Here is a 26,219-nt window from a genome sequence, read left to right as displayed (position 1 = left end):
GGGCTTTAACGTGATTAACCATGGGTGCAACCCATGGCCCGACCCGACCCATGAAAGGCTACAAAGCTCCCTTTAAAATCGCGGGACGCTCATTGGCCACCTTCAGTACTAGCTCACCGAAGAGCGTATTTGACCAGGCAAACCATTTGCGGGTGAAGTTGTTCGCGTCGTCTTTGTTGAACGATTCGTGCATGAAGCCCGTACCCGCGTGCGTCATTTTTTGTTGTTTCAGCTGAGCCCGGATTTCCGCGTCGCTTTGGGAAGTCAACGCCCGCATCGTAACCGCAATCGGCCAGATGCTGTCCACCAGCGTGTGTGGACTACCGATTCCCTCGCCCGCTTTTCCTTTCGAGAAATACGGGTTAGAATCGCTCAAAATCAGTTTTCGTGTATTCTGATAAATCGGGTCTTTCACCGATACAGAATCCAGGTACGGCAGAGCCAGCAGACTCGGTACGTTGGCATCGTCCATAAACAGAGCATTGCCAAAGCCGTCTACTTCAAACGGAAATACTTTACCGAACTTCGGGTGCTCTACAATGGCGTATTTCTTCAACGCCTGCTCCACTTCCGTCGCCAGCGTTTTACACTCCGTTGCTAGAGCCGAGTCACCAATTTTCTGACTGATTTCCGCTGCTTGTTTCAAAATCGCTACGGCAAAGAAATTCGATGGTACCAGGAACGGATAAATCGTGGCATCATCCGAAGGACGGAAGATACTCGTGATCAACCCTACGGGTTTGGTCGGGTTGCCGTAGCCATTGCCGGGAACGGTATCCGTAGCCCAGGCCGTTTTACGGGTGAAGGTATACGGACCGCGATTTTCTTTCCGCTGCTGTTCACGGAACGTCTGGATAATCATCCGGATGGACTGTTTCCAATCCGCATCAAACGGACTCGTATCGCCCGTCGTTTTCCAGTACCCATACGCCAGCCGAACCGGATAGCACAGGGAATCGATTTCCCACTTCCGTTCGTGCAGTTCGGGCTTCATCTTCGTGTTATCCGAATACCACTCGCTGTGGCCAGGGCCGTTGTAGAAGGCATTCGCATACGGATCAATCAGGATACATTTGGTCTGGCGACGGACTACTCCTTCGATCAGTTTCCGCAGCGGCTCATCGTCTTTTACCAGCGAGAGATAAGGCCATACCTGAGCCGTACTGTCGCGAAGCCACATCGCATCGATGTCGCCCGTAATGACGAAGGTATCGGGTTTGCCGCCTTTTTCACTGTAATGAACCGTGGTATCGAGGGTATTGGGGAAGCAATTGCCAAACAGCCAGGCCAGCTCCTCATCCCCAATCATTTTCTGTACTCGCTGGATGGTGGCTTCTACGGCTTTGCTGGTAAAATTGCGTTTGTTGGCCGCAATTCGTACTTCCGGGAAAGCCGCCGCCGCCTTACCCGTAAACGGAAGCATCATTCCCGCACCCGCCAGGGCCGACTGTTGAATAAAATCTCTACGATTCATGTGTTTCTTGACTATTTTTCAGTGTAGCGTTTTCAGTTGATATAGTGCAGAAACTTCGATTTTAACTCGAAGCCGCAACGGATTTGTCCGGATGACTTATTTGGTAATCACACCCAGCTCGGCCACGCGAGCCCAGGTTTCCTTTCCGTTCGTAGACTCTACCGCTACAAACCGCAGGAATTGTCCCGGCATTGTTTGTTTAAAACGTACGCGTTGTTCGAGCGGGTTATTCTGAATGTTATCGAATTGACCCTCCGCAACGGGCTGTCCCCAGTTTTCACCATCGGTCGATACGTACACTCGGTATTTGTAAACCGTACCACTGCGGTGATCCGAAGCGTCGGGAGTGTACGTAAAGCCTTTCAGCCCGAGTGTTTCGCCTAAATCAAGCGTGAGCGTATGCGGATAGGAAGCGTCTTTGGCCGAAGTCCATACGGTCGTTGGATCCCCATCGATAGCCTTATCCGCTTTCTGATCAATTTTCCATTTGGTAGAAGGCATATCAAAATCTACCGTCGTTACCGGACCGCTCTGGGCCTCGCCGAAGGCCCGAGCTTTCACCGTAGCCGCCTGCGGCAAGGCAAACGATTCACTGTATAGCGGCGAAGTCGCTTTCGGCTCCGATCCATCCAGCGTGTACCGAATTTCCCGAACGGATACGGGCGAACTGATCGTAACGGTTCCTTTCTGATCCCGACGAACCGTCGGAGCGAGTAATTGCTCGGGTTCCGTATAGACACCCAACTCGCTGATGGTTACTGCTACGGGCGATTTCGTAATCCGAACGCGGATTTTTTCCGTGGTATGATACTTCGGCAAGCGTACCAGCCGCAAGGCTCCTACGCTGGTGCCCCGGTGGATTTCTTTCCAATCCCCGTTTTCCCAGATGTCCAGAGCAAACTCCTCGATTCGCTGGCCTAAAGCGATAGCCTCCCGAATACTCAGTACATTGAACGAAACGGGTTTCGACCAGCTCAGGACCAGTTCCGGCGTCGTTACGTTGTCTTTGCTGGCCCAATAGGTTTGGCGATTATTGTCGAGCATGGTTTTTACCGCAAAGCCCCGGCCACCCGTAGCCGTTACCTGAGCCGTATTTGCCCAGTTTTTGCTGAAGGTCTTCTTCAAAATTTCACCGAAACTTTTCAGAATGGCCACGTCGTCTTCGTGTAACTGACCGCGTTTATCAGGCGAGAGACCCAGATCAAACGCGGCTCCGCGACCCACACTTTTATAGTACAGTTCCAGCAACTGCTGTGGGGATTTGGACTTCCCATCCTGGCTGGCGTGATAAAACCAGCCTGGTCGCAGGGGTACGTCACACTCCGCCGGAATCCATTTCTCTCCGTTTCGTGTACCTGTCGGAGCGTCGTAGTCATTGGCGTTGCCGGGTACGCCTTTGCTTTTCCCATCCGCCGCCGTAGGCGTAAAAGTTGCCCAGGAAGTTTCGTTAGCAAAACCCTTTTCATTGCCTACCCAGCGAACGTCCCAGCCTATATCACTGAAAATGTTGGCATTGGGTTGTAGTTTCCGGGTAATTTGCCAGGTGTTGTCCCAATCGTAATACGTCAGGTTATTGATTTTCCGAGATTCGCGGGCCCCGCCGTAGTACCCATCGCCGCCGTTGGCACCATCGTGCCAGGACATAAACAACTCACCGTATTGTGTGTACAATTCCTTAAGCTGGGCCTGGTAAATGGGCAGGTATTGGTCGGTCCCGTATGCTGCACTGTTACGGTCCCAAGGTGAGCAGTACAGGCCAATTTTCATGCCGTTTTTCCGGCAAGCTTCCACCATTTCCTTCACCATATCGCCCTTTCCGTTGCGGAAGGGACTTTTACTGATGTTATAGTCGGTGGTTTTAGTTGGCCAAAGGCAGAAGCCGTCGTGGTGCTTGGCGACGAATACAATACCCCGAAATCCGCCCGCTTTGGCTGATTTTACGATTTGTTCAGCACTAAAATTCGAGGGATTAAACGTCTTCGGATCCGCATCACCGTAACCCCACTCTTTGTCTTCAAAGGTCGTAGGCGTAAAGTGAACAATGCAGTACATTTCCGTATCGTGCCACTTCAACTGGCGAGCGGAAGGTAAGGCTCCGTAGGGCTTGGGAGCTTGCTGAGCAAGCGTAGACAGGCTTAAAAAACAGCCTAAAATCGGTATAAAGAAGTGTTTCATAGTAGTCTATAGATGCAGCGGTTCTGTTCGTTAACGGCTTATCCTTACGTAGCTAAGCGAAAAAACAGCGTCTTAGACTCGTTTAGATAATAAAAAATTTTAAGAATCCACGAAGGTATTCGTTTCATGGCATCGGTTTCTTTTTATCCACTGAAAAAAAAGTCAAAAGCGGTAACTTTACTTGTTTTTACGTTGTTACAAACTCATGGCAGAAACTAAGCTTCCCACCATATCCACCGAGCCCGCCGGTCAGGAACTCATTGAAATTTTAGGTGCCCGTGAGCACAATCTCAAAAACGTTGATTTAACCATTCCCCGGAACAAGCTGGTCGTCATTACCGGCATCAGCGGTTCGGGAAAATCGTCGCTGGCGTTTGATACCATTTATGCCGAAGGGCAGCGACGCTACATGGAAAGCTTTTCGGCCTACGCCCGGGGCTTCATTGGTTCAATGGAACGGCCGGATGTCGATAAAATTGAAGGTCTTTCGCCCGTCATTTCCATTGAGCAGAAAACGACGTCCAAGAACCCCCGTTCTACGGTAGGAACCACCACCGAAATCTATGACTTTTTGCGTTTGCTCTACGCCCGGGCGAGTGAGGCCTACAGCTACGTAACGGGTGATAAAATGGTTCAGTTTTCGCAGGATCAGGTCATTGATCAGATTTTGAAGGATTACGACAACCGGAAAACAATTTTACTCGCTCCAATTGTACGAGGTCGGAAAGGACATTACCGCGAACTCTTCGTACAGATTGCCAAACAGGGGTATACGAAAGTGCGGGTCGACGGTGAAATTCAGGATATTGTTCCGAAGATGCAGCTCGACCGCTTCAAAATTCACGACATTGAAGTAGTAATCGATCGGCTCATTCCTAAAACCGACGATCGTTTTCGCCTGAGTCAGTCCGTCGGAAAAGCCCTGCAAATGGGCAAAGGCCTGATGTTGTTGCAGGACGATCAGGACCAGACCCGCTGGTTTTCCAAAAACCTGATGGATCCCGTTTCGGGAATTAGTTACGACGAACCCGCCCCTAATGCGTTTTCGTTTAACTCGCCCTACGGCTGGTGCCCGACCTGTCAGGGTTTGGGCGTGATCGAAGAGATTACGATTGATTCCATTATCCCGGATAAGAAACTGAGTATCAGCCGGGGGGCTATTGCCCCCATTGGTGAGTACCGCGAACTCTGGATTTTTAAGCAACTGGAAGTTCTGCTCAAACCCTTTAAGGTGAGTCTGACGACGCCGATTGAAAAGTTTCCGCCCGAAGCGATGGAAATGATGATGTACGGCTCGGACGAACCCGTTCCGGTACCTTCGAAAAAGTACGAGGGTACGGAGTGGAATACCAAGTACGAAGGCATCATCAACTTCCTTAAACGTCAACAGGAAAGCGGATCGGATAAGATTCAGGACTGGCTGAAGGATTTCATGGTCATCAAAGCCTGTCCGGAATGTCAGGGAGCCCGTCTGAAAAAAGAAGCCCTTTGGTTCAAGATTGACGATAAGAATATTGCCGAGCTGGCAAACATGCAGATTTCGGAGCTGGCTTCTTGGACGATGGGTCTGGAAGACCGCCTGAGCGACCGTCAGCAGGTGATTGGGAAAGAAGTACTGAAAGAAATCCGCAAGCGGATTGGCTTCCTGCTCAACATTGGTCTGGATTATCTGACGCTCAATCGGCCCCTGCGAAGTTTGTCGGGTGGTGAAGCCCAGCGGATTCGTCTGGCCACTCAGATTGGTACGCAGTTGGTTGGCGTTCTGTATATCATGGACGAACCGAGTATTGGTCTGCACCAACGCGACAACGTCAAATTGATTCAGTCGCTCAAGGATTTGCGGGATTTGGGTAATACCGTTCTGGTCGTTGAACACGATAAGGACATGATGCTCGAATCGGATTTCCTTGTGGACATCGGTCCGGGAGCGGGTCGTCACGGCGGTTCTGTCGTGGGTCACGGGACACCCCAGCAATTCCTCGAAAACCGTTCGACTACTTCGGATTACCTCAGCGGTCGTCGCAACATTCAGATTCCCGCCGAACGTCGCAAAGGCAACGGCAAGACATTGAAAATTGCTGGAGCTAATGGCAATAATCTGAGAAATGTAACGCTGAAGCTGCCGCTTGGTACGATGGTTTCGATCACGGGCGTATCGGGTTCGGGCAAGAGTACGCTCATTCACGAGACCTTATTCCCGATTCTGAATCACCACTTTTATCGCTCCAAACGCGAGCCGATGCCTTACAAGGCCGTCGAAGGCCTGGAGCATCTGGATAAAGTGATTGAAGTGGATCAGTCGCCGATTGGTCGGACGCCGCGTTCGAACCCGGCAACCTATACGGGCATGTTCAGCGACATCCGTACCTTGTTTTCAGAATTACCAGAAGCCAAAATTCGCGGGTACAAGGCGGGTCGCTTTAGCTTCAACGTCAAAGGCGGTCGCTGCGAAGGTTGCGAAGGAGCCGGGATGAAGAAAATTGAAATGGAGTTTTTGCCGGATGTGTACGTCCCCTGCGAAGTGTGCAAGGGCAAACGCTTCAACCGCGAAACGCTGGAGGTACGTTTTAAAGGGAAATCTATTTCGGACGTGCTGGACATGACCGTCGAGCAGGCCGTTGAATTTTTCGAAAATCAGCCCAAAATTCTACGCAAAGTACAAACGCTGAAAGAAGTAGGCCTGGGTTACCTGACGCTCGGCCAACAGGCCACGACACTGTCGGGTGGCGAAGCCCAGCGGGTAAAACTCGCCGAAGAACTGTCGAAAAAAGATACGGGCAAGACGCTATACATCCTCGACGAACCAACCACGGGTTTGCACTTCCAGGATATTGAGCACCTGTTGAACGTTCTGCAAAAGCTCGTGGATAAGGGCAATACGGTACTCATCATCGAGCATAACCTCGACGTGATTAAAGTTTCCGACTGGGTGATTGACCTGGGTCCCGAAGGCGGTAACGGTGGCGGAAAGATCATCGCCGAAGGTACGCCCGAAGTGGTTGCCCAAGTAAAAGGCAGCCACACAGCGAAGTTTTTGAAGATGGAGTTGGCTTAATACTTAATCCTGTAAAAGAAAAGGCTCTTCTAGTAGAAGAGCCTTTTCTTTTACAGGATGTATACGTAAGTTGGCTTTTAACGTAATAGTTATGACGTCTTTACCAGATTTATTCTTACTTCTGGCCCATGAACAAGGGTATTAAAATCTACTTCCTCAATTGCTTTTTGTTGATTTTGCCCTTACTGGCGTGGAATCTAGCGTTGACTGATCAGCTTCCTTCACCATTCAAACCAGAAGTATTTGGACAGAATATACCGTGGTTCATTACTCTTGGAGAAAATACGTTTCGTACCCTGATTTTTCTATTAACTGCTCTGATGCCTTTATCGATCAAATCGACGCAGCAGAAAAGAGGCGGTATCTTATACCTTACAGGAACATTGCTTTATTTTCTTTCCTGGCTTGCTTTAATCTACTTTCCGGACAGTGCATGGAGTAATAGCCGTCTCGGATTTTTAGCTCCTGCTTACACCCCCTTACTCTGGTTGACAGGAATCGGTTTTATTTCAAACTACCTTTCAAGCGATGGATTTTTATGATTGGCACCCTGCTTTTCATTCTTTTCCATGCGAGTCACACATTAATTATTTACAACCGGATTTACGCATAAGTCTAAAGGTTTCACATCTACCAACCCATCCGCTCCCGCAGACTCATAATATGAGCTAAGTGATGCCGACTATGCCAGTCGTAATTGCCTAACTGATGGTCTAGCGTCACGGATTGTTGCGAACCCGGATGAAAAAAGGTTTTCTGGTAATCGGCCTCCTGCATGGACCGGAAGACATTGGCCCAGCGAACGTGTAAATGCTGCAGTAAATTCAGCGATTCCTGAATGGGCGTATGGAAGGTATCGCCTAGCTCCGCCCAGCGGGCTTCTTCGTAAGGTTTGATCGTCGGATTGGCTTCCGTCAGGGCGAGTTTGGTACGGATATACCCGTTCATGTGACTATCGGCTACGTGATGCACGACCTGCCGGATAGTCCATCCCCCTTCACGGTAAGGTATTTCCAGCAAATCTTCGGTTAATCCTTCGACGGCTTGTTGATATTGACCCGGAATCAGAGCCAGATTGTTGATCAGTTGCGTACGCTGTTCGGGCGTGTAGGGGCCTTCATAGGTAAAAAGGCCGATGGGATAACGTAATTCGTCCATGGAAGTCAGATGGATTACTAGGTTTCAGGGGTAAACCTACGGGCTTCCAGGTCATTCTTCCTACTTCTGGGTGTAAAAAAGTAAAACGTACCGATGCTTCTGGGGCGAATCAGTACGTTTCGTTTCCATGGCATTCCAACGAGAAACACTCAGGTAATTGTTCATCCATCAGTTTTGATGTAAAAAATCCGTAAAATAAATCAGCTCTACTTCAAAAAACAGAGCTGTACCCTCCCGTACCGGATCAGACGTAATGGCGATGCAAGGGTAATGTTCCGGCTTGGGAATGGGTAGCCATTCCGGAACCGAACACCCTGGGCTTTCTTCCTCGTGCTGAAGACTGGTCGCTAAGATGTGGCGGAGGTAATCTTCCTTGGTACGAACCAAAATCTTTTGCATACGCGTTCGTGTTTGGATAAAGGCGGAACCAGATGTTTTGTTTTTTTATTCAAATCCTGAACCAAAAGTGAGCAATATTCCAGTATAAAACAAATTAAATAGACAAATTCTTTATTATTTATTCAAAAATCCTGAGTTGCTCTCTTTTCATTACCAGCTTCCCGATTTACCTGCTACTAGGTTGTTAACAATTTCATAATGCGATCAGCGTTTGAAAAAGCCCTAACTTCCAGGTTCAAACGAGCTGAAATCTGATGATTCTGACTGTATTTCGAGCCTGCCTACTACTGATTCTCTGGACTTTCCTTCCTTATACGGGCCAGAGCCTTCCGCCTCCAGCCAGTGATTCCGCTTCGCTGGTTTACCGTACCAAACAACAATACGCCCTGGCCCTCGAAACCAATCAGCCCCTGGTTGCGGCTAAGGCTTTGCAGATGCTCGGTCGTCTGTTTTTCCACGCCGGACAGTATCCACAGGCCCTGGAATATTACTCGGAAGCGGCTAAGAAATTTGAACAACTCGGGGAGCAAACCCTACTGGCAGAAACGCACAACGCCTTGGGCGAGTTGTACTATTACAGCAAGCAGCCCAATCAGGCCCGGCAGGAATACGAACAGGCTCTGGTCCTATTCCGAAAGGCCTCGCATACTTCGGGGATAGCTCAGACTTACGGCAACATTGGTCATCTGTACGAAAAACGGCAACGCTACGACAGTGCCTTTTATTTTCAGCGAAAAGCCTTACACCAGTACGTAGCCGCCAACAATCAGGAGGGAACGGCGAAAATCTACGAAAACATGGGTAGCATTTTCGAAGATCTGGCCCGGTACGATTCGGCTCAGGTATACTTCCAGCGAGCCCTAAAGGTTAATCTGCAAACGAAAGATTCGCTGCTTCGCATTGAAATTCTCAACAATCTGGGTGATATACTACGCAAAACGGGTCACCCGAAAGCAAGCCTTGCCTACAGTCAGCAGGCCTATGAGCTGGCTCTGAAAACCCACGAACAGCATTTTCTCAGTGGCACCAGCAACGACATCGGCAAGGCCTATCAACTGATGGGGCAGCATGACAGTGCCTACCACTACGTTGCTCTGAGCCGGGCGTTTGAAGCGGAGATTTATTCCCAGGAAAGCAGCCAGCAATTGGTACTGACGCAGGCCCTTTTTGACACGGAAAAGAAAAACCGAGAGATTGAGAAACTTACCGACGAACGGCAATTCAACCAGCTCGTAACGGCAGCGGCTGTACTGGTATCACTCCTGCTAGTGGGCATCGTCACACTCGCTTACAATCGGCAGAAGCTAAAGGTACGTAACGAACAAACTCTGAGCCGGCAGAATCAACTGGTGTACGAAACTCGGCATGAACTCATGCTTTCGGAACTACGCAATAAGCAACTGGAAGAAGAACAATTAAAGCATGAATTAGCGACGCGTTCGAAAGAATTATCTACCCATATTTTACACCTTATTCAGAAAAATGAATCCTTAGAACAACTAAAAACCAGTCTTGAAAAATTAATTAAAGACGACAAACGGGACCATAAGAAGCAAATCAAGAAAATTGTTCAACAGATCAACGACAGTTTTAGCCACGATCAATACTGGCTGGAATTTAGCAGTACGTTTGAACAGGTTCATCACTCCTTTTTTGAAAAATTAAGAACCCATTCAGATCAATTATCGACCTCGGATCTGCGATTGATTGCTTTGTTAAAAATGAACCTGACCTCCGCCGATATTTCAACCTTACTGGGCATTTCTCAGGATAGCTTACGGGTGACGCGGTACCGGTTACGCAAAAAACTCAATCTGGAGGCGGGCGAGAGCCTGACGGCCTTCGTACAGGCTCTTTAAGCCGCTTAACAGTTTGGTAACATTGGCATAACGGAAACTTAATGGCGGTTTTGTAACGCATTAAATCATTGAATTTCAAAGTATTATGCTCACTTTGTTAACACTGTTGCTTTTGTGCTAACGGCCTGATATTCTGCCTTGACTTCAGCCCTTGCTCCATCGCTTGACTATGGATTTTTCATCGTCCACCTTCGTATCGCCAACCGAAAACCGGGTCTCTCAGGCTTCGTATTCTCCGGTTGGCTTTCGCTTCGTTATTCAGCAGGCATTCGATGGGACAGATGTATCGTTTTCTACTTTTTATTACGCTTTGTTCGTTTTCTTCCTGGGCAGGAACGATTCGGGGGAAAGTCACGGAACTAGCTTCCGGCGAACCCGTAACCGGAGCCGTTGTTCGCTTAGGAAATACTTCTTTTCATAACGTATCGGGCCTGGATGGAAGTTATACGCTTAAAAACATTCCATCCGGAACGTATCAGCTCACCATCAGTTTTATCACCTACCAAACCATTACCAAAGAAATCCGCATTTCCGAAAACGAAACGCTCACTCTTGATGTCATTTTAACGCCTTCGGAAAAACAGAATTTACAGGAAGTAATCGTTCGAACGGGACGCGAAGGAGCGAGCGATCAAACAGCCCGTCATCTCGAACGTTCCGCGGATCAGGTGATGAATATCGTCTCCGGGCGAGCTATTCAACTCTCCCCCGATCTCACCGTTGCGAACGTCATCCAGCGGGTTTCGGGCGTATCGGTGGAGCGGAACAGCAATGGCGACGGGCAATACGCCATCGTTCGGGGCATGGACAAGCGGTATAACTATACGCTGGTGAATGGCGTGAAAATTCCGAGTCCGGATAACCGCTACCGTTACGTACCCCTGGATCTTTTTCCTTCGGATCTACTCGACCGTCTGGAAGTCTACAAAGCACTCACGCCGAGTATAGAAGGCGATGCCATCGGCGGGGCCGTGAATCTGGTCATGAAAGATGCTCCCAGTCAGCGGGTGCTGACGGCCAATGTTTCGACGGGTTACAGCGAGTTATTCATGGATCGACCTTTCCTGAGCTACGACTGGAAATCGGTGAAGCTGAAATCGCCTTATGAGCTAAAAGGCAATCCGTACAACGCTACTGCCGCAGACTTTTCAAAAGTGACCTCGACGTATACCAAGCAGTCACCGCCGCCGAACTTGCTCGGCGGGTTCTCCTGGGGTGATCGGTTTCTGAATCAAAAGCTGGGTATCATCATCGCCGGAAGTTATCAGAATACGTACCGGGGTAGTAACAGTTTGTTCTTTGATTCCGAAACGGTGGATACGCAACGCGGCGTGACGCTCACCAAGTTGAACGAACGGCAGTATTCCGAACAACAGCAGCGGTACGGTTTGCATACCAAGGTAGACTATCGTCTGAATGATCAGAATAAGGTTTCGCTTTATACGGCCCTGATTCATTTAACCAACAGTCAGATTCGGGACGTAAAATCCACGCAACTCACCATTGGCGGTTACGATCCGGAAGCGGGTAATGCGACGCTTGGCTATTCGACCCGAAGCCGGGTTACGCGTCAACAGATTTTCACGAATACCCTACAGGGAAAACATCCGTTGGGTGACTCATTCGACATCGACTGGTCCGCGGTATATTCCACTGCCCAAAATCAACAGCCTGATCAAACCCAGATTCCTTTACTGGGTGAACGGAAAAATTTTACGGAAAGACGCACGACCGTGCAGGATGCCTACCGCCGCTGGGAACATAACTCGGATACGGATCTGGCAGGATATCTTAATCTTACGTATCGCTCCCGTTTCGGAAATACGCCCGTCGAGTGGAAAGCGGGCGGTTTATACCGCAGGAAAGACCGTAGTAATTTTTACAACAACTACCAGCTTCGTCCCAGCAACTTGCGGGGCGTGTACGGAGAAGATTTCACATCTTACGACCAAATCAGCTGGACCATTCAGAACCCCCGCGGTTCCGTAGGCAGTGCCCTGACGTATGATGCTTCCGAAAATACCTCTTCCGGTTATGTACAGGCTAAAGTAACACCCCTGAACTGGGAAATTCTGGGCGGAGTACGGGTGGAACATACCAATCAGGGCTACGAGCTGAAAAACCAGATCGGCGAAGATCGTCCGACGGAAAATCAGGTGTACACGGACGTACTTCCCAGTCTGCATGTGAAGTATAAGTCGAACGCACAAACGAACTGGCGGGCTTCATACTTCCGCTCCCTCAATCGTCCGGGCTATTTCGAAATTGTTCCCTATAACGTGGTTCTGGAAGAATATCAGGAACGTGGAAATCCGGATTTGAAACGGGCCATTGCCGACAACATCGACGTGCGGTACGAGCATTTCCCGAATGCAACGGATCAGTTCATGGTAGGCCTGTTTTACAAGTACATCCAAAACCCCATTGAATACACCCTTCAACGGGATCCGGTTCGTGGCCAGTCGATCATTTATACGCCGGGTAACTTTGGCAATGCTCATAATACCGGGCTTGAACTCGATTACATCCGGTATTTCCGCCAGTTTGGTATTAAGGCGAACTATACCTATACGCTTTCCCGGATTACCTCAGCCAAATTCATGCGTATTCGCAATGAAAACGGTGATTTAGAACCTCGGTACGTCAATCAGACGCGTCCGCTCTACGGCCAGTCGGCACACATTGCTAACCTGACCGTCCTGTACAAAAATCGCGGCTGGGATGCTCAGCTGGCGGGAAGCTACACCGGGGAGCGAATCAATACCGTTTCGCAATTTCTGGATAATGATCTCTGGCAAAAGGGCTTTCTACAAATGGATGCTTCGCTCGAAAAAGCCATCGGATCGAAACTGGTCCTGTTCGCCAAGGCCAATAACCTGCTCAACACGCCGCTGGAAGTGTACATCAAAAACGCCGAAGCGGTCAATCAGGGCCTGCCGCATCAAACCGAAGCGGGTAAAACCCTCATCCGGCGGGACTACTACCAACGCAGCTATTTACTCGGATTACGCTTCAAACTCTAGCATTTAGTCTTTCGAAAATCTTATAAATCAAAACCATCATGAACAAACTGTGTATGGCCGCTGGCCTCGCCATGGCTCTGTTAACCAGTTGTAGTAAAAATTCAGAAGACACGCAGGTAACGCCCGCTCCTACTGAAACCAGTGTAACGGGTAACGTAGAGGGAATCTGGAAAAAAGGGAATACCTACAAAGTGACGGGTCACCTGCAAGTTCCCGAAGGTAAATCCCTGACGATTGAAGAAGGCGTTACCGTTTTGATGAGCGATTCCATCGTGAAACCCGAGATCCTCATTCGGGGTAATCTATACAGCTTAGGTACCGCCGAAAACCCAGTAAAATTCACCGTACCCGATGCTTGGAAAACCTCCGCCAATCTATTCGGTAACCTCTGGGGTGGACTCATCGCCGGTCCTGCGAGTACGGAACTGGTGCTGAAAAATACGATTCTGGAATACGGTGGAGCCGTGACTACCGAAGAGTCACCTTCGGTGAAAGCTCAGTTGTACAAAGCGGCAGCGGGCGAACACGTCCCCGTCCTGTACACATCGAATACGGCTTCTAAAGTGGTCGTCACGAACAGCATTATTCGTAACTTCAACGAAGACGGCTTTTACTTGGAAGGTGGTAAAGTACTCATCACCAATAATACTTTCCACACGACGGGCGTTTCCGGCGGCGAAGCCATCAACATCAAATCGGGCGTACAGGCAGAAATCGCGTTTAACCTGATTTACAGTCCCAATACCAATGCCCTGAAACTTTCCAACGGGGGCGATAAAACACCGCAAGCATACGTAATCGCCTACAACAACACCATCGTGAACGCGGGCTGGAGACGACCCACGATTAAAGGCGGTTCGATCTGGCTGGAAAAAACGGTTCGGGCGGACGTGTACAATACCCTGCTTGTAAACGACCGTTTCGGCATTAAACGCGATAAGGGGGCTCCAGAAGATACGCGTTCGGTGATTGCCAACAATTACTACTACGGCTACACGCAAACAGGTGTCGATCAATTCCAGCCTTCGACGGAAATCGTAAAAGGTACGAACGACATTTTGGGTACGAAAGCGGGGGACAACGATCCGAAGCTGGTGAACTATCCGCTCTCCACGGCTAGCCTGAATGCTACCTACAGTACCTCCTGGGATTTCCACCTGCAAGCGGGCTCTCCGGCCCTGGGCAAAGGCAAAACTGACTTTACCCGTTTGTACAAAAGCGGTCTAAGCGTCAACGGCGTTACCTATACTTCCCCCGAACCAGCTTCCTACATCGGAGCCTTCGGTACGAAGTAAGTTTTTACCAGTCCCCAGGTTAGCCTCGTCTTTTCTGGGGACTTTTTGTATCCATTCATCGCGTATGCTTTTGAAAACGAGTAGTCTACTAGTAATGAGTCTGGCCTTGCTGGCGAGCTGTCAGCGGCCCAAAACTTCCCGTCAAGCGGTTAAGCCCTTGTACGTAACGGAAAAAGTAGCCCACGATTCCGATGATCCGGCGGTATGGATCAACCCGCAGGACCCGGCGAAAAGTCTGATCATTGGTACAGACAAAGACGCCGATGGCGGTCTGTACGTGTTCAATCTTCAGGGGAAAATTCAGCAGAAAATCAGCGGTCTGCAACGCCCCAATAATGTTGACATTGAGTATGGATTGATGCTGAACGGAAAGGCTACGGATATTGCCGTCACCACCGAACGCATGACGCACAAGCTGCGGATTTTTTCTTTACCGGAAATGAAGCCCTTAGATAACGGCGGCATTCCCGTTTTTGAAGGCGAAACGCAACCCGACTACCGCGATTTGATGGGTATTTCGATGTACAAAAACAAGCAGGGGGTGATCTACGCCATTGTGGGCCGAAAAACGGGTCCGACGACGGGCGGTTACCTCTGGCAGTATCGCCTCGACGACGACGGAACGGGGCACATCAAAGCCACCCTGGTCCGGAAATTCGGAACGTACAGTGGACTGAAGGAAATTGAATCCATCGCCGTGGACGATAAGCTGGGTTACGTGTACTATTCCGACGAAGGCAAGGGCGTTCGCCAGTACTACGCCGATCCGGAAAAAGGGAACGAAGAACTAGCCTTGTTCGCCACCGAGAACTTCAAACAGGATCACGAAGGTATTTCGATTTACGAGTTAACGGACAGTACGGGCTACATTCTCGTGTCCGATCAGGGAGCCAACCGTTTTCAGATTTTCAGCCGGGAAGGAACGCCGGAACGCCCTTTTGAGCACAAACTCCTGAAAACCGTTGACGTGCGGGCGATGGAAAGTGATGGTTCGGAAACGGTTTCCGTTCCTTTAAATCAGGATTTCAAACACGGTCTGTTCGTGGTCATGAGTACAGATCGAACGTTCCACCTCTACCGCTGGGAGGACATCGCGGGACCAGAGTTGAAGCTTCGTCCGTAAACCAAAAGATGCCGACCTCAGGGTCGGCATCTTTTGGTTTATGCGTTAGGAAACGGTTACACTCCAGGTTCGTTTACATTCTTCCCCGGCCGCCAGTCGGTTAATCCCTTCCTTCGTGGCCAGTTGCTGATCGTGATCGACGCTGTCGGCAATACCGCACCAGGGTTCGATACAGACAAAGGGAGCCTGCGGAGCCGCCCAGATACCCAGGTACGGGAACTCGCCAAAATCAAACGACAACTGATACGGCGTATGATCGGACTTCAAGATTACCGACGTCGATTTCAGATGTTTGAAAACCAAAGCATCCTGAGCAAACAGTTCGTGCGATAAGGCAATCCGATTGGTGTTCTCGGCTACTGGCGTAGGTTCCCGGTCAATCAGTCCACCCTCAGCGAGCGGCCAGCGGTTGAAATCTTCCGTTTCGTTGAATTCCAGATAATAGTCGGTATACTGTGTTTCGGGCGTGAGCGGTACGCGAAAAGCCGGGTGTCCCCCTACCGAGAACAGCATTTCTTTTGAGTCGTGATTACTCACCTGATACTGTACACTGAGTTCATTCTCCAGCAACGTATACTTGATTCGTAAACGAAACTCAAAGGGGTAAACGGCCTGCGTATCAGCGTTGCTTTTCAGCAGAAAAGTCAGCGAATGTTCGCTTTCTACTTCCAGTTCAAAATCCATGTCCCGGGCAAATCCGTGCCGACTCAGCGTATACGACTTTCCGTCATAGAGATACTGATTGTCTTTCAACGCTCCTACAATCGGGAACAGGATGGGTGAGTGCTTGGCCCAGTAGGCCGGATCGCCGCTCCATAGATATTCCAGATGCGTAGACTTATTGTATATACTTACCAGCTCGGCCCCTTTCTGCCGAACGGATACTTTCACTGATTCATTTTCCAGGAAAAAAGTCATCGATTTTATGTTTAGATCCGTAGTCGCGTTAAACTTCCGAAGTTTACAGGCAAAAATCCTTTCCACAAGAGGTAATGGCTTTTTATTCGGGGAATGGTAGTCTTTGTAAGGGAATGAAACCGCTTAGGCTTGCGAGGGAATGGCCTGGACGAGCGTTTGCACTGCCCCCACTTGCTTTTTACCAGATTATGGGTGAACGCATCTATACACCCTCGTTTTTTCCTATAGGCTCTCAAATTTTAAACCATCAAACTATTTTTCAAAATACGCGTATCTTCGAAACTACCTAATAAATAACCACTGCCTCTACACGCGTATGACTCGCTTTCCCCGCTGGTTGCTCTTGCTCGGCCTGGCTATTCCTTTTTTTAACCATACGGAACCTGGTACGGATTATTCGGAATGGAATACCTACGGCGGTCATGCTGACGCTTCCCGGTATTCGTCCCTCACCCAGATTACCCCTGAAAACGTTTCCAAGCTTCAATTAGCCTGGGAGTATCATACAGGTCAGCCCGGACAGATGCAGTGCCAGCCCATTGCCATCAACGGTACGCTTTACTTTACTACGGCGAATATCAATGTCGTAGCGGTGGAAGGGGCGACGGGTAAGGAACGTTGGCGAACGGATCTTTCGGAGTACTGGAAAGGAGAAAACGCCTGGGCAGGAACTAACCGGGGCGTTACGTATTGGAAAGAGGATGAGGACCAACGCATTTTTGTTTCTGCCGGACCGAATCTGTTTTGTCTGGATGCCCGTACTGGAAAACCCGTGGAAAGCTTTGGCTCGCAGGGCAAGATCGATTTACAGGAAGATCTGGACTACGATCAGAAATCCTTCTTCATTGTTTCCAATACACCCGGCATTATTTATAAGGATGTGATCATTATGGGGATGCGACTGTCGGAAGGACTGGACGCGGCTCCTGGTCACATACGGGCTTATGATGTGCGTACAGGCAAGCGTCGCTGGATTTTCCATACCATCCCTAAAGCCGGTGAATTCGGTTACGATACCTGGCAGGACAAACGAACGCTTCCCTTCATCGGTGGCGTTAATAACTGGGCGGGCATGAGTCTGGACGAAAAGCGGGGCATCGTTTACGTCCCTACCGGCTCGGCTACGTATGATTTTTACGGCGGCTACCGGAAAGGCAAAAACCTCTTTGCTAACTGCATCATTGCTCTGGATGCCGCAACGGGTAAACGCATCTGGCATTACCAAACGGTACACCATGACCTCTGGGACCGGGACTTACCGGCCAATCCAAATCTAGTAACCTTTCAGAAAGACGGGAAGCTCGTGGAAGCCGTGGCTCAGATTACCAAGCACGGGTTTGTATTTGTGCTGGATCGGGCTACGGGAAAACCTATATACCCCATTCCGGAAAAGTCGGTACCGATGACCTCCGAACTGGCGGGTGAACAGACCTGGCCTACGCAACCCATGCCCAGTTGGCCCGAACCCTTCATGCGACAGGCATTTCACGAAAAAGACATCATCGATCTTTCGAACGAACACCATACGGAAATTCTACAACGCTTTCGTACGCTGAAAAACGGAGCGAATACGATGTGGGAGCCGCCGAGTCGGCAGGGAGGAATCTTGTTCCCCGGCTTCGATGGCGGTGGTGAATGGGGTGGGGCGGCTTTCGATCCGGAAAGTCAGTATCTCTACGTGAATGCCAATGAAATGCCCTGGACGGTCACCATGGTGGAAAATAAACCTACGGGCAATGCCGGGCAACAACTCTACGCCAGCAATTGTGCCAACTGCCACGGGCTGGACCGCAAAGGCAATGGCTCGATTCCGGCGATTGATCAGGTCGAAGCGAAGTACAAACCCAGCGATCTGGCCACTCTACTAAAAACGGGACGGGGCGGTATGCCTTCGTTTAATCATCTTTCCGAAAGCAATCGAAACGAATTAGTCGCTTTCCTCCTGAAAAAAAGGTCCGAGAAAAAAGAAGTCGAAGCAAAAACCTTGGCTTTAACCCCACCTTATCTGATGACGGGTTACAGTCGCTTCATTACGAAAGATGGGTATCCGGGTATCAAACCACCCTGGGGCACCCTAAACGCCATTGACCTCAATACGGGAAAGATTGCCTGGAAAGTACCGCTGGGTGAATACGCGGCTTTAAAAGCGAAGGGTATACCCGCTACGGGAACGGAAAACTACGGCGGGCCTGCGGTTACGGCGGGTGGCGTACTCTTCATTGCGGCTACGAAAGACGAGAAATTCCGGGCCTTCGACAAGAAGACAGGCCGACTGCTGTGGGAAACCTCCCTTCCCGCTGCCGGTTATGCGACGCCCTGCGTCTATCAGGTCAATGGCAAACAGTACGTAGTCATTGCGGCAGGCGGCAATAAAGTGGGTACTAAACCTGGCGATAGCTATCTGGCTTTTGCCCTACCTTGATGGGGTAATCGCTTGGTACTCTGGTTACTTTATGCCTGATTGGAACTAAAAAATCTTGTTTTGGTTTGTCTTTGTTCTGAAAAGTGGCTACTTTTGCAGTCCGTTTTTCAAGACGAACCATTTTTTATTTTTTATATCATGCCTACTATTTCACAATTAGTACGTAAGGGTCGTGAGCGAGTGACTTGGAAATCAAAGTCTCCTGCTTTGGACGCTTGCCCTCAAAAACGCGGTGTGTGTACGCGGGTGTACACCACGACGCCGAAGAAGCCTAACTCTGCTCTTCGTAAAGTAGCTCGTGTACGTTTGTCACATGGTAAAGAGGTGAATGCCTACATCCCAGGTGAAGGACACAACCTTCAGGAACACTCGATCGTACTGATCCGTGGTGGCCGGGTGAAAGACCTTCCAGGGGTACGTTACCACATCATCCGTGGTGCATTGGATACGGCTGGTGTTAAAGGTCGTATGCAAGCTCGTTCGAAATACGGTGCGAAACGCCCGAAACCCGGACAAGCAGCTGCCGCTCCCGCAAAAGGTAAGAAGAAGTAATTTTCTTCGCATCATTCAGTCGAAACGGCTGAGTGCTTAAATTCATCGAGAATGCAGTAAGCCACTGTTACGGGCAGAAGCGACGCGTTCTCACCACCATTCAAACGTAACTTAGTCATGCGTAAGGCAAAACCAAAAAAACGCTACGTATTACCGGATCCTAAATTCAAGGAGACGCTCGTAACGAAATTTGTTAACAACCTCATGTACGAGGGCAAGAAATCTACCGCGTATTCAATTTTCTACGGTGCTCTAGAATTAGTCGAGAACCGCACGAAAGAAAACGGTCTGGAGATTTTCAAAAAAGCGTTGAACAACGTAATGCCTACGGTAGAAGTGAAAAGCCGCCGCGTGGGTGGTGCTACCTTCCAGGTTCCTACTGAAGTTCGTCCCGATCGTAAACAGTCTGTAGGCATGAAATGGCTGATTAAATACGCTCGTGGCCGTAACGAAAAGACCATGGTAGAACGTCTGGCTGGCGAAATCGTTGCTGCTTCCAAAGGCGAAGGTGCCGCGGTGAAGAAGAAAGACGATACGCACCGGATGGCAGAAGCCAACAAGGCTTTCTCTCACTTCCGCGTTTAGTACGGAGGAAATATATTTCCAGAAAAGAGCTGCAAACTCCGGTTTGCGGCTCTTTTTGGTTTCAAAAGGTTGGAGTGAGTTTAAGGTGTAAAGTTGGAGGAGTCTTTCGTGGACTTAGAGGTTTAATTAGAGGCTAAAGGTCTATTGAAGGCCTAGCTATCTATAGCTTCTTAACGCAGTATGTAACTCCGAAGGAGTTCACTTTGAATAGCCCCGGGTACAACCCTAGGAAGATTGCGGCGAACACACCCATCAAACGTTAAATCTATCCGACGCTTACACCAACCGATCCATACGCTATCCCCCTTTAAACCTCAACCCAATTCAAACCTTAAACATTTTTCAAACTCCCTTCCCCAAACTCCACAAAAAAAAAGCCACCCAGGCGGGCAGCTTCTTTTCAACTAAACTGGAAATTAAACTTATTATCGTTTGCGACCCGAAGCGATCATTGAGCAACGGAAACCAATGGTAGCCGTAGCCGAATCCTGATCCATGTAGCGACGGGTACCCGGAGCTAGCCAGTAAGCGATGTCCGCCCAAGAGCCTCCTTTGTACACCCGCGTACGGTTATCGAGCAGCGAGTTGTTATCTTTTTTACCGTAGTTCTTTTCGTCATCCAGATAGCCATCGCGACGAACAGGGTTCAGGTCATTAAACGTCTGGAACGTGGTTGGACGGTACACATCCCATACCCATTCGTTGACGTTGCCCGCCATGTTGTACAGACCAAAGTCGTTCGGAGGATAGGAGTATACTTCATCCGTAATGATAGCACCGTCATTGGTTTTACCCGCAATACCAGCATAATCCCCGCGACCGCGTTTGTAGTTTGCTAGCATCGTTCCTTTCTTCTTGCCTGAGCTTTTCCGCATCGAAGAACCATCCCAGGGGTAAATCCGCTGATTTGATTGGTTTTCGTCCAGATACTGCGTTCCGATCAAAGCTTTAGCGGCGTATTCCCATTCAGCCTCCGTTGGCAGACGATAGTTGGGTAACACATAACCCGTTTCGATAGCTGCACGACCACCTGAGTATTGTTTGGAAGCCGCTTCTGCCGTAGCATCCGTTGCCGCCTCTTCACCTTTTTTCTTACGTCCGCCTTTTTTACCACCGCTGGTTGCTTTACGAGCTAGATCGTTATTAACGGCTCCCGTACGCCAAGCTGAGTAATCCTGAGCCTGTACCCAGGAAACCCCTACCACTGGGTACATCCGAAAACCGGGGTACCGCAGATATTGATCTACGTAGGTATCGTTGAATGCCATTTCACCGGCCCAAACCGTGGTATCAGGCAAAGCCGATTCGTAAAACTCCTGCGAAGAATCTTTCTGAACTGCGTAAAGGTATTCCAAGTAGTGAACGTTGGCAATTTCGGTTTCATCCATAAAGAATGACTGTACCGTTACCGTACGTTCTACGTTATCGTGTACCCCTGCCACATCTTCTTCCAGCGAACCCATCACAAAGCGACCGCCTTCGATATATACCAGGTTAGGTCCGGTAGGCTGACCTTTAAAGCTTTTAGGCGTCGAGAATCCTTCTTTTGCGTTGTAAGCAATGCCTGTGGCCGTACTATTTTTCCCAATGTGACCACTATCGGGTCTCTTATTCTTCTTACAGGCTGTTGTTAGTAACACTAAGGCCCCTAACAAGTAAACGGACGCAATTCTCATCATTGCAGGTATATGGTTTGGAATATCGCTTTTTACGTGTTTAGTATTTCAAGGCGTTGTTTTTTCATTTCCGAAAACAACGCCTTGAAAGCTCATTCAGTATCTCACAAAAATAGAAGATTAGCGGGAATTACTTGATAACCGTTCGTTCATTCCTAAAGCCTTTCTCCTTAAAATACGCATTACTAGATCAATCTCATTCATTACGCTACTGAAACTTTCTCGCCCGAATTTACCATTTGGCCCAGTAATTGATCTAACTCCGTAACCTGACGTAAGTTTTCAGCCAGTAGCTGAAGTTTGCCTTTGACATCCTTCAGCACCACTTTGCGTGGGTTAGCTTTCACAAAATCAAGAACTTTACCAAAACGCTCGGACTGGAAATACGCCTCATTCTCACCAGAAACGAATGTTCCTTTCAATGTATTTTGTTTGAGCGTTAATTTTTCAAAACCAATTTGTTCCGCTTTCCAACGAACCCGTACCAGATCAACCAAATCGCGTACTTCTTCGGGGGCTGGACCAAATCGATCGCTCACTTCCGAAAGAAAAGCCTGCAATTCTGCCTCATTTTTCATGTGGTCGAGGCGGTTGTATAAACTGAGTCGTTCCGAGATATTAGATACGTAATTCTCGGGAATCAGGACGGGTAAATCCGTTTCAATCTGGCACTCTACCCGCAAATTGTTCGCGGCTCGGGCCAATTCATCAGCAAACAGGTCTTTAAACTGCGTTTCTTTCAGCTCCCGGACGGTTTCGTCAAGGATCTTATGATACGTCTCAAAGCCTAAATCGTTAATGAAGCCACTTTGTTCAGCTCCCAGCAAATTTCCTGCTCCGCGAATGTCCAAATCCCGCATGGCAACCTTGAATCCGTCTCCCAATTCGGTGAATTCTTCCAGGGCCTGTAACCGCTTTCGGGAATCCGTACTCAGTAGTGACAAGGCAGGAGTAAGCAGGTAACAATACGCCTTTTTATTGGAACGGCCGACACGACCCCGCATCTGGTGCAAATCGCTCAAACCGAACAACTGAGCCTGATTAATCAGGATGGTATTGGCATTCGGAATATCCAAACCTGCTTCAATGATGTTCGTTGAAATCAGAACGTCGTATTCGCCTTCAATGAATTTCATCATGACTTTCTCCAACCGGTCCCCGTCCATCTGCCCGTGAGCGATACCAATTTTTGCGTCGGGCACGAGCTTGAGAATCATATTTCCCAGCGACTCCAGATCGCCAATGCGGTTGTGAACGAAGAAGACCTGTCCACCCCGCTTCATTTCCCGCATCACCGCATCCCGGATTTTAAGTTCGTCGAATACCATCAACTCCGTCGTAACCGGCTGGCGGTTCGGCGGCGGCGTAGCAATGACCGATAAATCACGGGCTCCCATCAGTGAAAAATGCAGGGTACGGGGAATAGGCGTGGCCGTTAGCGTGAGCACATCGACGTTAAGCTTAAATTCTTTGAGTCGATCCTTCACTTTGACGCCAAATTTCTGCTCCTCATCCACAATCAACAAGCCCAAATCCTTGAATTTGACGTCTTTTCCCACAATCCGGTGCGTACCAATCAGAATACTCGTTTCCCCCGACTCCACGCGTTTGAGCGTTTCCTTGATCTGCTGCGTCGTTTTGAATCGGTTGATGTATTCCACTTTTACTGGAAAACGTTCGAAGCGATCCCGGAAAGTGCGGTAATGTTGCATAGCCAGTACCGTTGTAGGCACCAGTACGGCCACCTGTTTGTTATCCGAAGCGGCTTTAAAGGCGGCGCGCATGGCCACTTCCGTCTTTCCAAAACCTACATCCCCACACACCAGACGGTCCATCGGGTGGGGTTTTTCCATATCCTCTTTCACCGCCGACGTAGCCTTAGCCTGATCGGGCGTATCTTCGTAGAGGAAGGACGATTCCAGTTCTACCTGTAAAAACGTATCGCGGGAATAGGGGTACCCGGGAGCCAGTCGGCGTTTGGCATACAGCTCAATCAACTCGGCGGCAATGTCTTTCACCTGCCGTCTGACTTTGGCCTTTTTGTTCTCCCACTCCGGCGAACCCAGCTTGCTCAACGAAGGTTGCGTACCTTCTTTCCCCGTGTACTTGGCGATTTTGTGCAAGCTCTGTACGTTGACCACCACGGTATCGTTATCGCGGAAAACCAGCCGGATGCCCTCCTGTTGGTGATCGCCTATGTCAATCTTTACCAATCCGGCGAAGCGGCCAATGCCGTGGTCAATATGCGTTACGTAGTCACCGGGAGCCAGTGTTTTGAGTTCCCGTAAGGTGAGAGCTTTGGACTTGCTGTATTTATCCTTGATTCGGTACCGATAAAACCGATCGAAAATCTGGTGATCGGTAAAACAGGCGATTTTTAGCGTATCATCAATAAAACCTTCCCGCAAGGATACGTTTACGCCCTGGAAACGGACGCTATCATTGGCTTCACCCACAATTGAAGACAATCGCTCCAGTTGCTTCTGCGTTTCAGAAACCACCACATTGGTATAGCCTCGGTACTGCTGTTCGTGCAGGGTTTCGATGAGTCGGTTGAAATCTTTGTTGAAACTAGGTTGGGGTTTCGAAGCGTAATTGATCCGAAGTTCACTGGCCGGAAGCGTACTCCCGTCAGCGGGTTTGAAGTAAAATCGCTTCCCAAATTCAACACTTGGAAATTCCTTGATTTGATTCAGGAAACCCCGCCGGGTCTCAAACAGCTGCGAGGGTTCGTGGATGACCTTGATACCACCGCTGCGTTCCAGAATCGCCTGAAAACTCTTCTCGACGTTTTCAAAACAGATACCGATTAGTTCCAACGTCAATTCTACGTCTTTGAACCAAATGCGAGTCGTTTCCGGAAAGAAACTTAGGAACGAATCCCGGCTTTCCTGAATCAGTTTTGTCTGTACATCCGGGATAATATTAATCCGGGAAACGGATTCCTTGGACAACTGCGTATCTGGATCGAAAGTACGGATGGATTCCACTTCATCACCAAAGAGGTCGATCCGGTACGGAAATTCATTGGCATAACTGTATACGTCGATAATCCCACCGCGAACGGCAAACTGCCCGGCTTCGTACACAAAATCGGTGCCTTCAAAATCCTGACTCAGCAGAAATTCGGTCAGGAATTCCGTATCCAGTTTTTCTCCCACCGAAATGGTAAAGGTATTCTTCACCAGCGAGCGGCGATTGATTACTTTCTCGCTCAGGGCTTCGGGATAGGTAACGATGAGCGTTTTGTTACTCTTGTCATTGATTCGGTTCAGTACTTCCGACCGCATCAGTACGTTGGCGTTATCGATCTCCTCATACTCATACGGCTTTTTGTACGACATGGGAAAGAGCAACACGTGATCTTCGCCCAGTAGATTTTGCAGGTCATTGTAGAAGTAAGCCGCTTCTTCTTTATCGGACAAGACCACCAGCGAAGCCGCCGGATGATTTTGATAGTGAGCCGCTACTAGTACGGCATCCAAGCTACCGGTTATTCCTTTGATCTGTAAGTGGTAATCGTCGGGTTGTTTACTCTGAAGTCGTTCGCCCATGAGCCGGATGAAAGCGTCATTCCGATACAACGTCAACAAATCTTTAATCAGCATAGGGTTTATTTTGTAGCTTTCGCTCTGGGCTATTCGCTTTTCGATGAAATTTGTTCGTAAAAATCAAAGGGCTCCGCGTAAGAATCATAGCTAATTCCGTACCAGGGAAACCAAGAATTGAGCCGCGTTGTCCGATTGCACCGAACGCAGTAATCCCCGCCGTATGCCGAATGTATCGGTACCGACGAGGGGCTTTATAAAAACGACCAGAACCGGGGCAAAGTTCAGTATTTTATCAATTTAACTACTCTAAATGAACGGATTTCTGAGCTATCTCCAAAGCAACTGGCTCGAGTTAAGCGGCGTTAGTACGGGTATCATCTGCGTCTGGCTCAATACGCGACAAAACGTTTGGGGTTTCTTCTGGGGCCTGATCAGTGTAGGGTTGTACACCGTCATTTTCTGGGAAGCCCGCCTCTACGGAGACATGGGATTACAAATTGTCTTTGCTCTGTTAAGCATCTATGGTCTGTACCAATGGCTCTATGGTGGGGTCGGACATACCCAGCTTCACGTCCGAAAACTTCCCCGGCACTTTATCGGGTGGTTACTGGCCCTGACACTCGGTGGAACGGCTCTGCTCAATTGGGTACTCAGCCGCCTGACGGATGCCAGCCTGCCCCTACTCGATTCGTTTACGACCACCGTAAGTCTCATCGCCCAGTGGATGCTTGGCCGCAAGTTTATTGAAAACTGGTACCTCTGGCTTTTTGTCGACCTGATTTACGTCGGCATATACGTTTATAAAAATTTGTATTGGACGGCCTTTCTCTATGGGGTTTATCTAATACTTTGCGTCATGGGTTACCGGGATTGGAAAAAAGATTTATCTCCCGTTTCACTGACTTAATTTAAACTTGTACCCGGTTAAGTTCCTAACGGTGAATGGCTTCCGGG

At 49.2% G+C, this 26,219-nt stretch carries 17 protein-coding genes; 10 read left to right on the top strand and 7 right to left on the bottom strand.

Features of this window, described 5'->3' with window-relative positions; genetic code table 11:
• Positions 1 to 58: 58 nt before the first annotated feature.
• Positions 59 to 1,474 carry a glycoside hydrolase family 125 protein gene (locus C5O19_RS00195; protein WP_102201354.1) on the bottom strand — a complete coding sequence of 472 codons (1,416 nt, stop codon included), beginning with the start codon at positions 1,472 to 1,474 and terminating at the stop codon, positions 59 to 61.
• Between the two features lie 96 nt (positions 1,475 to 1,570).
• Positions 1,571 to 3,649: an alpha-L-fucosidase gene (locus C5O19_RS00190; protein ID WP_104709399.1), complete on the bottom strand. Its 2,079-nt coding sequence runs from the start codon at positions 3,647 to 3,649 to the stop codon at positions 1,571 to 1,573.
• A 205-nt stretch (positions 3,650 to 3,854) separates the two neighbouring features.
• Between C5O19_RS00190 and uvrA the strand changes: the two genes are divergently transcribed.
• Both uvrA and C5O19_RS00180 read left to right on the top strand, forming a co-directional pair.
• A complete protein-coding gene (uvrA, locus tag C5O19_RS00185) occupies positions 3,855 to 6,704 on the top strand; it encodes an excinuclease ABC subunit UvrA (protein WP_104709398.1) in 2,850 nt (949 codons plus the stop codon).
• A gap of 128 nt (positions 6,705 to 6,832) precedes the next feature.
• Positions 6,833 to 7,246, top strand: coding sequence for a hypothetical protein (locus C5O19_RS00180; protein WP_104709397.1), 414 nt, complete (start codon positions 6,833 to 6,835; stop codon positions 7,244 to 7,246).
• An 88-nt stretch (positions 7,247 to 7,334) separates the two neighbouring features.
• On the opposite strand, the gene C5O19_RS00175 is transcribed toward C5O19_RS00180, so the two are convergent.
• The gene (locus tag C5O19_RS00175) at positions 7,335 to 7,862 is read right to left on the bottom strand and encodes a YfiT family bacillithiol transferase (protein WP_104709396.1); all 528 of its coding nucleotides are present in this window, start codon (positions 7,860 to 7,862) and stop codon (positions 7,335 to 7,337) included.
• A 168-nt stretch (positions 7,863 to 8,030) separates the two neighbouring features.
• Positions 8,031 to 8,261, bottom strand: a complete 231-nt coding sequence (locus C5O19_RS00170; protein WP_094816200.1) for a hypothetical protein — start codon at positions 8,259 to 8,261, stop codon at positions 8,031 to 8,033.
• 254 nt (positions 8,262 to 8,515) lie between these two features.
• Here C5O19_RS00170 and C5O19_RS00165 point away from each other — a divergent pair, with 254 nt between their 5' ends.
• From C5O19_RS00165 to C5O19_RS00150, 4 genes are all read left to right on the top strand, one after another.
• On the top strand, positions 8,516 to 10,120 hold the full coding sequence (locus C5O19_RS00165; protein WP_104709395.1) for a tetratricopeptide repeat protein: 1,605 nt from the start codon (positions 8,516 to 8,518) through the stop codon (positions 10,118 to 10,120).
• A 281-nt stretch (positions 10,121 to 10,401) separates the two neighbouring features.
• On the top strand, positions 10,402 to 13,143 hold the full coding sequence (locus C5O19_RS00160; RefSeq protein WP_104713743.1) for a TonB-dependent receptor: 2,742 nt from the start codon (positions 10,402 to 10,404) through the stop codon (positions 13,141 to 13,143).
• Positions 13,144 to 13,181: 38 nt separating this feature from the next.
• Positions 13,182 to 14,438, top strand: coding sequence for a right-handed parallel beta-helix repeat-containing protein (locus C5O19_RS00155; RefSeq protein ID WP_104709394.1), 1,257 nt, complete (start codon positions 13,182 to 13,184; stop codon positions 14,436 to 14,438).
• Between the two features lie 64 nt (positions 14,439 to 14,502).
• Positions 14,503 to 15,561: a phytase gene (locus tag C5O19_RS00150; RefSeq protein ID WP_104709393.1), complete on the top strand. Its 1,059-nt coding sequence runs from the start codon at positions 14,503 to 14,505 to the stop codon at positions 15,559 to 15,561.
• A 45-nt stretch (positions 15,562 to 15,606) separates the two neighbouring features.
• Here the strand turns inward: C5O19_RS00150 and C5O19_RS00145 are convergent, their stop codons facing one another.
• Positions 15,607 to 16,479: an aldose 1-epimerase family protein gene (locus tag C5O19_RS00145; protein WP_104709392.1), complete on the bottom strand. Its 873-nt coding sequence runs from the start codon at positions 16,477 to 16,479 to the stop codon at positions 15,607 to 15,609.
• 316 nt (positions 16,480 to 16,795) lie between these two features.
• Between C5O19_RS00145 and C5O19_RS00140 the strand changes: the two genes are divergently transcribed.
• From C5O19_RS00140 to rpsG, 3 genes are all read left to right on the top strand, one after another.
• Positions 16,796 to 18,901 (top strand): outer membrane protein assembly factor BamB family protein, encoded by a 2,106-nt coding sequence (locus C5O19_RS00140; protein ID WP_104709391.1) that lies wholly within the window; start codon positions 16,796 to 16,798, stop codon positions 18,899 to 18,901.
• Positions 18,902 to 19,039: 138 nt separating this feature from the next.
• The gene (gene rpsL / locus C5O19_RS00135; RefSeq protein ID WP_094816445.1) at positions 19,040 to 19,453 is read left to right on the top strand and encodes a 30S ribosomal protein S12; all 414 of its coding nucleotides are present in this window, start codon (positions 19,040 to 19,042) and stop codon (positions 19,451 to 19,453) included.
• 117 nt (positions 19,454 to 19,570) lie between these two features.
• On the top strand, positions 19,571 to 20,038 hold the full coding sequence (gene rpsG / locus C5O19_RS00130) for a 30S ribosomal protein S7 (RefSeq protein ID WP_104709390.1): 468 nt from the start codon (positions 19,571 to 19,573) through the stop codon (positions 20,036 to 20,038).
• A gap of 425 nt (positions 20,039 to 20,463) precedes the next feature.
• Here rpsG and gldJ read toward each other — a convergent pair whose 3' ends face one another.
• Both gldJ and mfd read right to left on the bottom strand, forming a co-directional pair.
• Positions 20,464 to 21,717 carry a gliding motility lipoprotein GldJ gene (gene gldJ, locus C5O19_RS00125; RefSeq protein ID WP_104709389.1) on the bottom strand — a complete coding sequence of 418 codons (1,254 nt, stop codon included), beginning with the start codon at positions 21,715 to 21,717 and terminating at the stop codon, positions 20,464 to 20,466.
• A 200-nt stretch (positions 21,718 to 21,917) separates the two neighbouring features.
• The gene (mfd, locus tag C5O19_RS00120) at positions 21,918 to 25,322 is read right to left on the bottom strand and encodes a transcription-repair coupling factor (protein WP_104709388.1); all 3,405 of its coding nucleotides are present in this window, start codon (positions 25,320 to 25,322) and stop codon (positions 21,918 to 21,920) included.
• 253 nt (positions 25,323 to 25,575) lie between these two features.
• On the opposite strand from mfd, the gene pnuC reads away from it, so the two are divergent.
• A complete protein-coding gene (pnuC, locus tag C5O19_RS00115; protein WP_104709387.1) occupies positions 25,576 to 26,172 on the top strand; it encodes a nicotinamide riboside transporter PnuC in 597 nt (198 codons plus the stop codon).
• Positions 26,173 to 26,219: the final 47 nt, after the last annotated feature.

Source organism: Siphonobacter curvatus, assembly GCF_002943425.1.
GTDB lineage: Bacteria > Bacteroidota > Bacteroidia > Cytophagales > Spirosomataceae > Siphonobacter > Siphonobacter curvatus.
Note: the sequence above shows the minus strand (reverse complement) of the source record. Positions and strands in the feature narration are given on the sequence as shown.

Coding starts and splice junctions, on each gene's coding strand:
- C5O19_RS00195 (WP_102201354.1), bottom strand. CDS start 1,474: ATGAATCGTAGAGATTTTATTCAACAGTCGGCCCTGGCGGGTGCGGGA.
- C5O19_RS00190 (WP_104709399.1), bottom strand. CDS start 3,649: ATGAAACACTTCTTTATACCGATTTTAGGCTGTTTTTTAAGCCTGTCT.
- uvrA (WP_104709398.1), top strand. CDS start 3,855: ATGGCAGAAACTAAGCTTCCCACCATATCCACCGAGCCCGCCGGTCAG.
- C5O19_RS00180 (WP_104709397.1), top strand. CDS start 6,833: ATGAACAAGGGTATTAAAATCTACTTCCTCAATTGCTTTTTGTTGATT.
- C5O19_RS00175 (WP_104709396.1), bottom strand. CDS start 7,862: ATGGACGAATTACGTTATCCCATCGGCCTTTTTACCTATGAAGGCCCC.
- C5O19_RS00170 (WP_094816200.1), bottom strand. CDS start 8,261: ATGCAAAAGATTTTGGTTCGTACCAAGGAAGATTACCTCCGCCACATC.
- C5O19_RS00165 (WP_104709395.1), top strand. CDS start 8,516: ATGATTCTGACTGTATTTCGAGCCTGCCTACTACTGATTCTCTGGACT.
- C5O19_RS00160 (WP_104713743.1), top strand. CDS start 10,402: ATGTATCGTTTTCTACTTTTTATTACGCTTTGTTCGTTTTCTTCCTGG.
- C5O19_RS00155 (WP_104709394.1), top strand. CDS start 13,182: ATGAACAAACTGTGTATGGCCGCTGGCCTCGCCATGGCTCTGTTAACC.
- C5O19_RS00150 (WP_104709393.1), top strand. CDS start 14,503: ATGCTTTTGAAAACGAGTAGTCTACTAGTAATGAGTCTGGCCTTGCTG.
- C5O19_RS00145 (WP_104709392.1), bottom strand. CDS start 16,479: ATGACTTTTTTCCTGGAAAATGAATCAGTGAAAGTATCCGTTCGGCAG.
- C5O19_RS00140 (WP_104709391.1), top strand. CDS start 16,796: ATGACTCGCTTTCCCCGCTGGTTGCTCTTGCTCGGCCTGGCTATTCCT.
- rpsL (WP_094816445.1), top strand. CDS start 19,040: ATGCCTACTATTTCACAATTAGTACGTAAGGGTCGTGAGCGAGTGACT.
- rpsG (WP_104709390.1), top strand. CDS start 19,571: ATGCGTAAGGCAAAACCAAAAAAACGCTACGTATTACCGGATCCTAAA.
- gldJ (WP_104709389.1), bottom strand. CDS start 21,717: ATGATGAGAATTGCGTCCGTTTACTTGTTAGGGGCCTTAGTGTTACTA.
- mfd (WP_104709388.1), bottom strand. CDS start 25,322: ATGCTGATTAAAGATTTGTTGACGTTGTATCGGAATGACGCTTTCATC.
- pnuC (WP_104709387.1), top strand. CDS start 25,576: ATGAACGGATTTCTGAGCTATCTCCAAAGCAACTGGCTCGAGTTAAGC.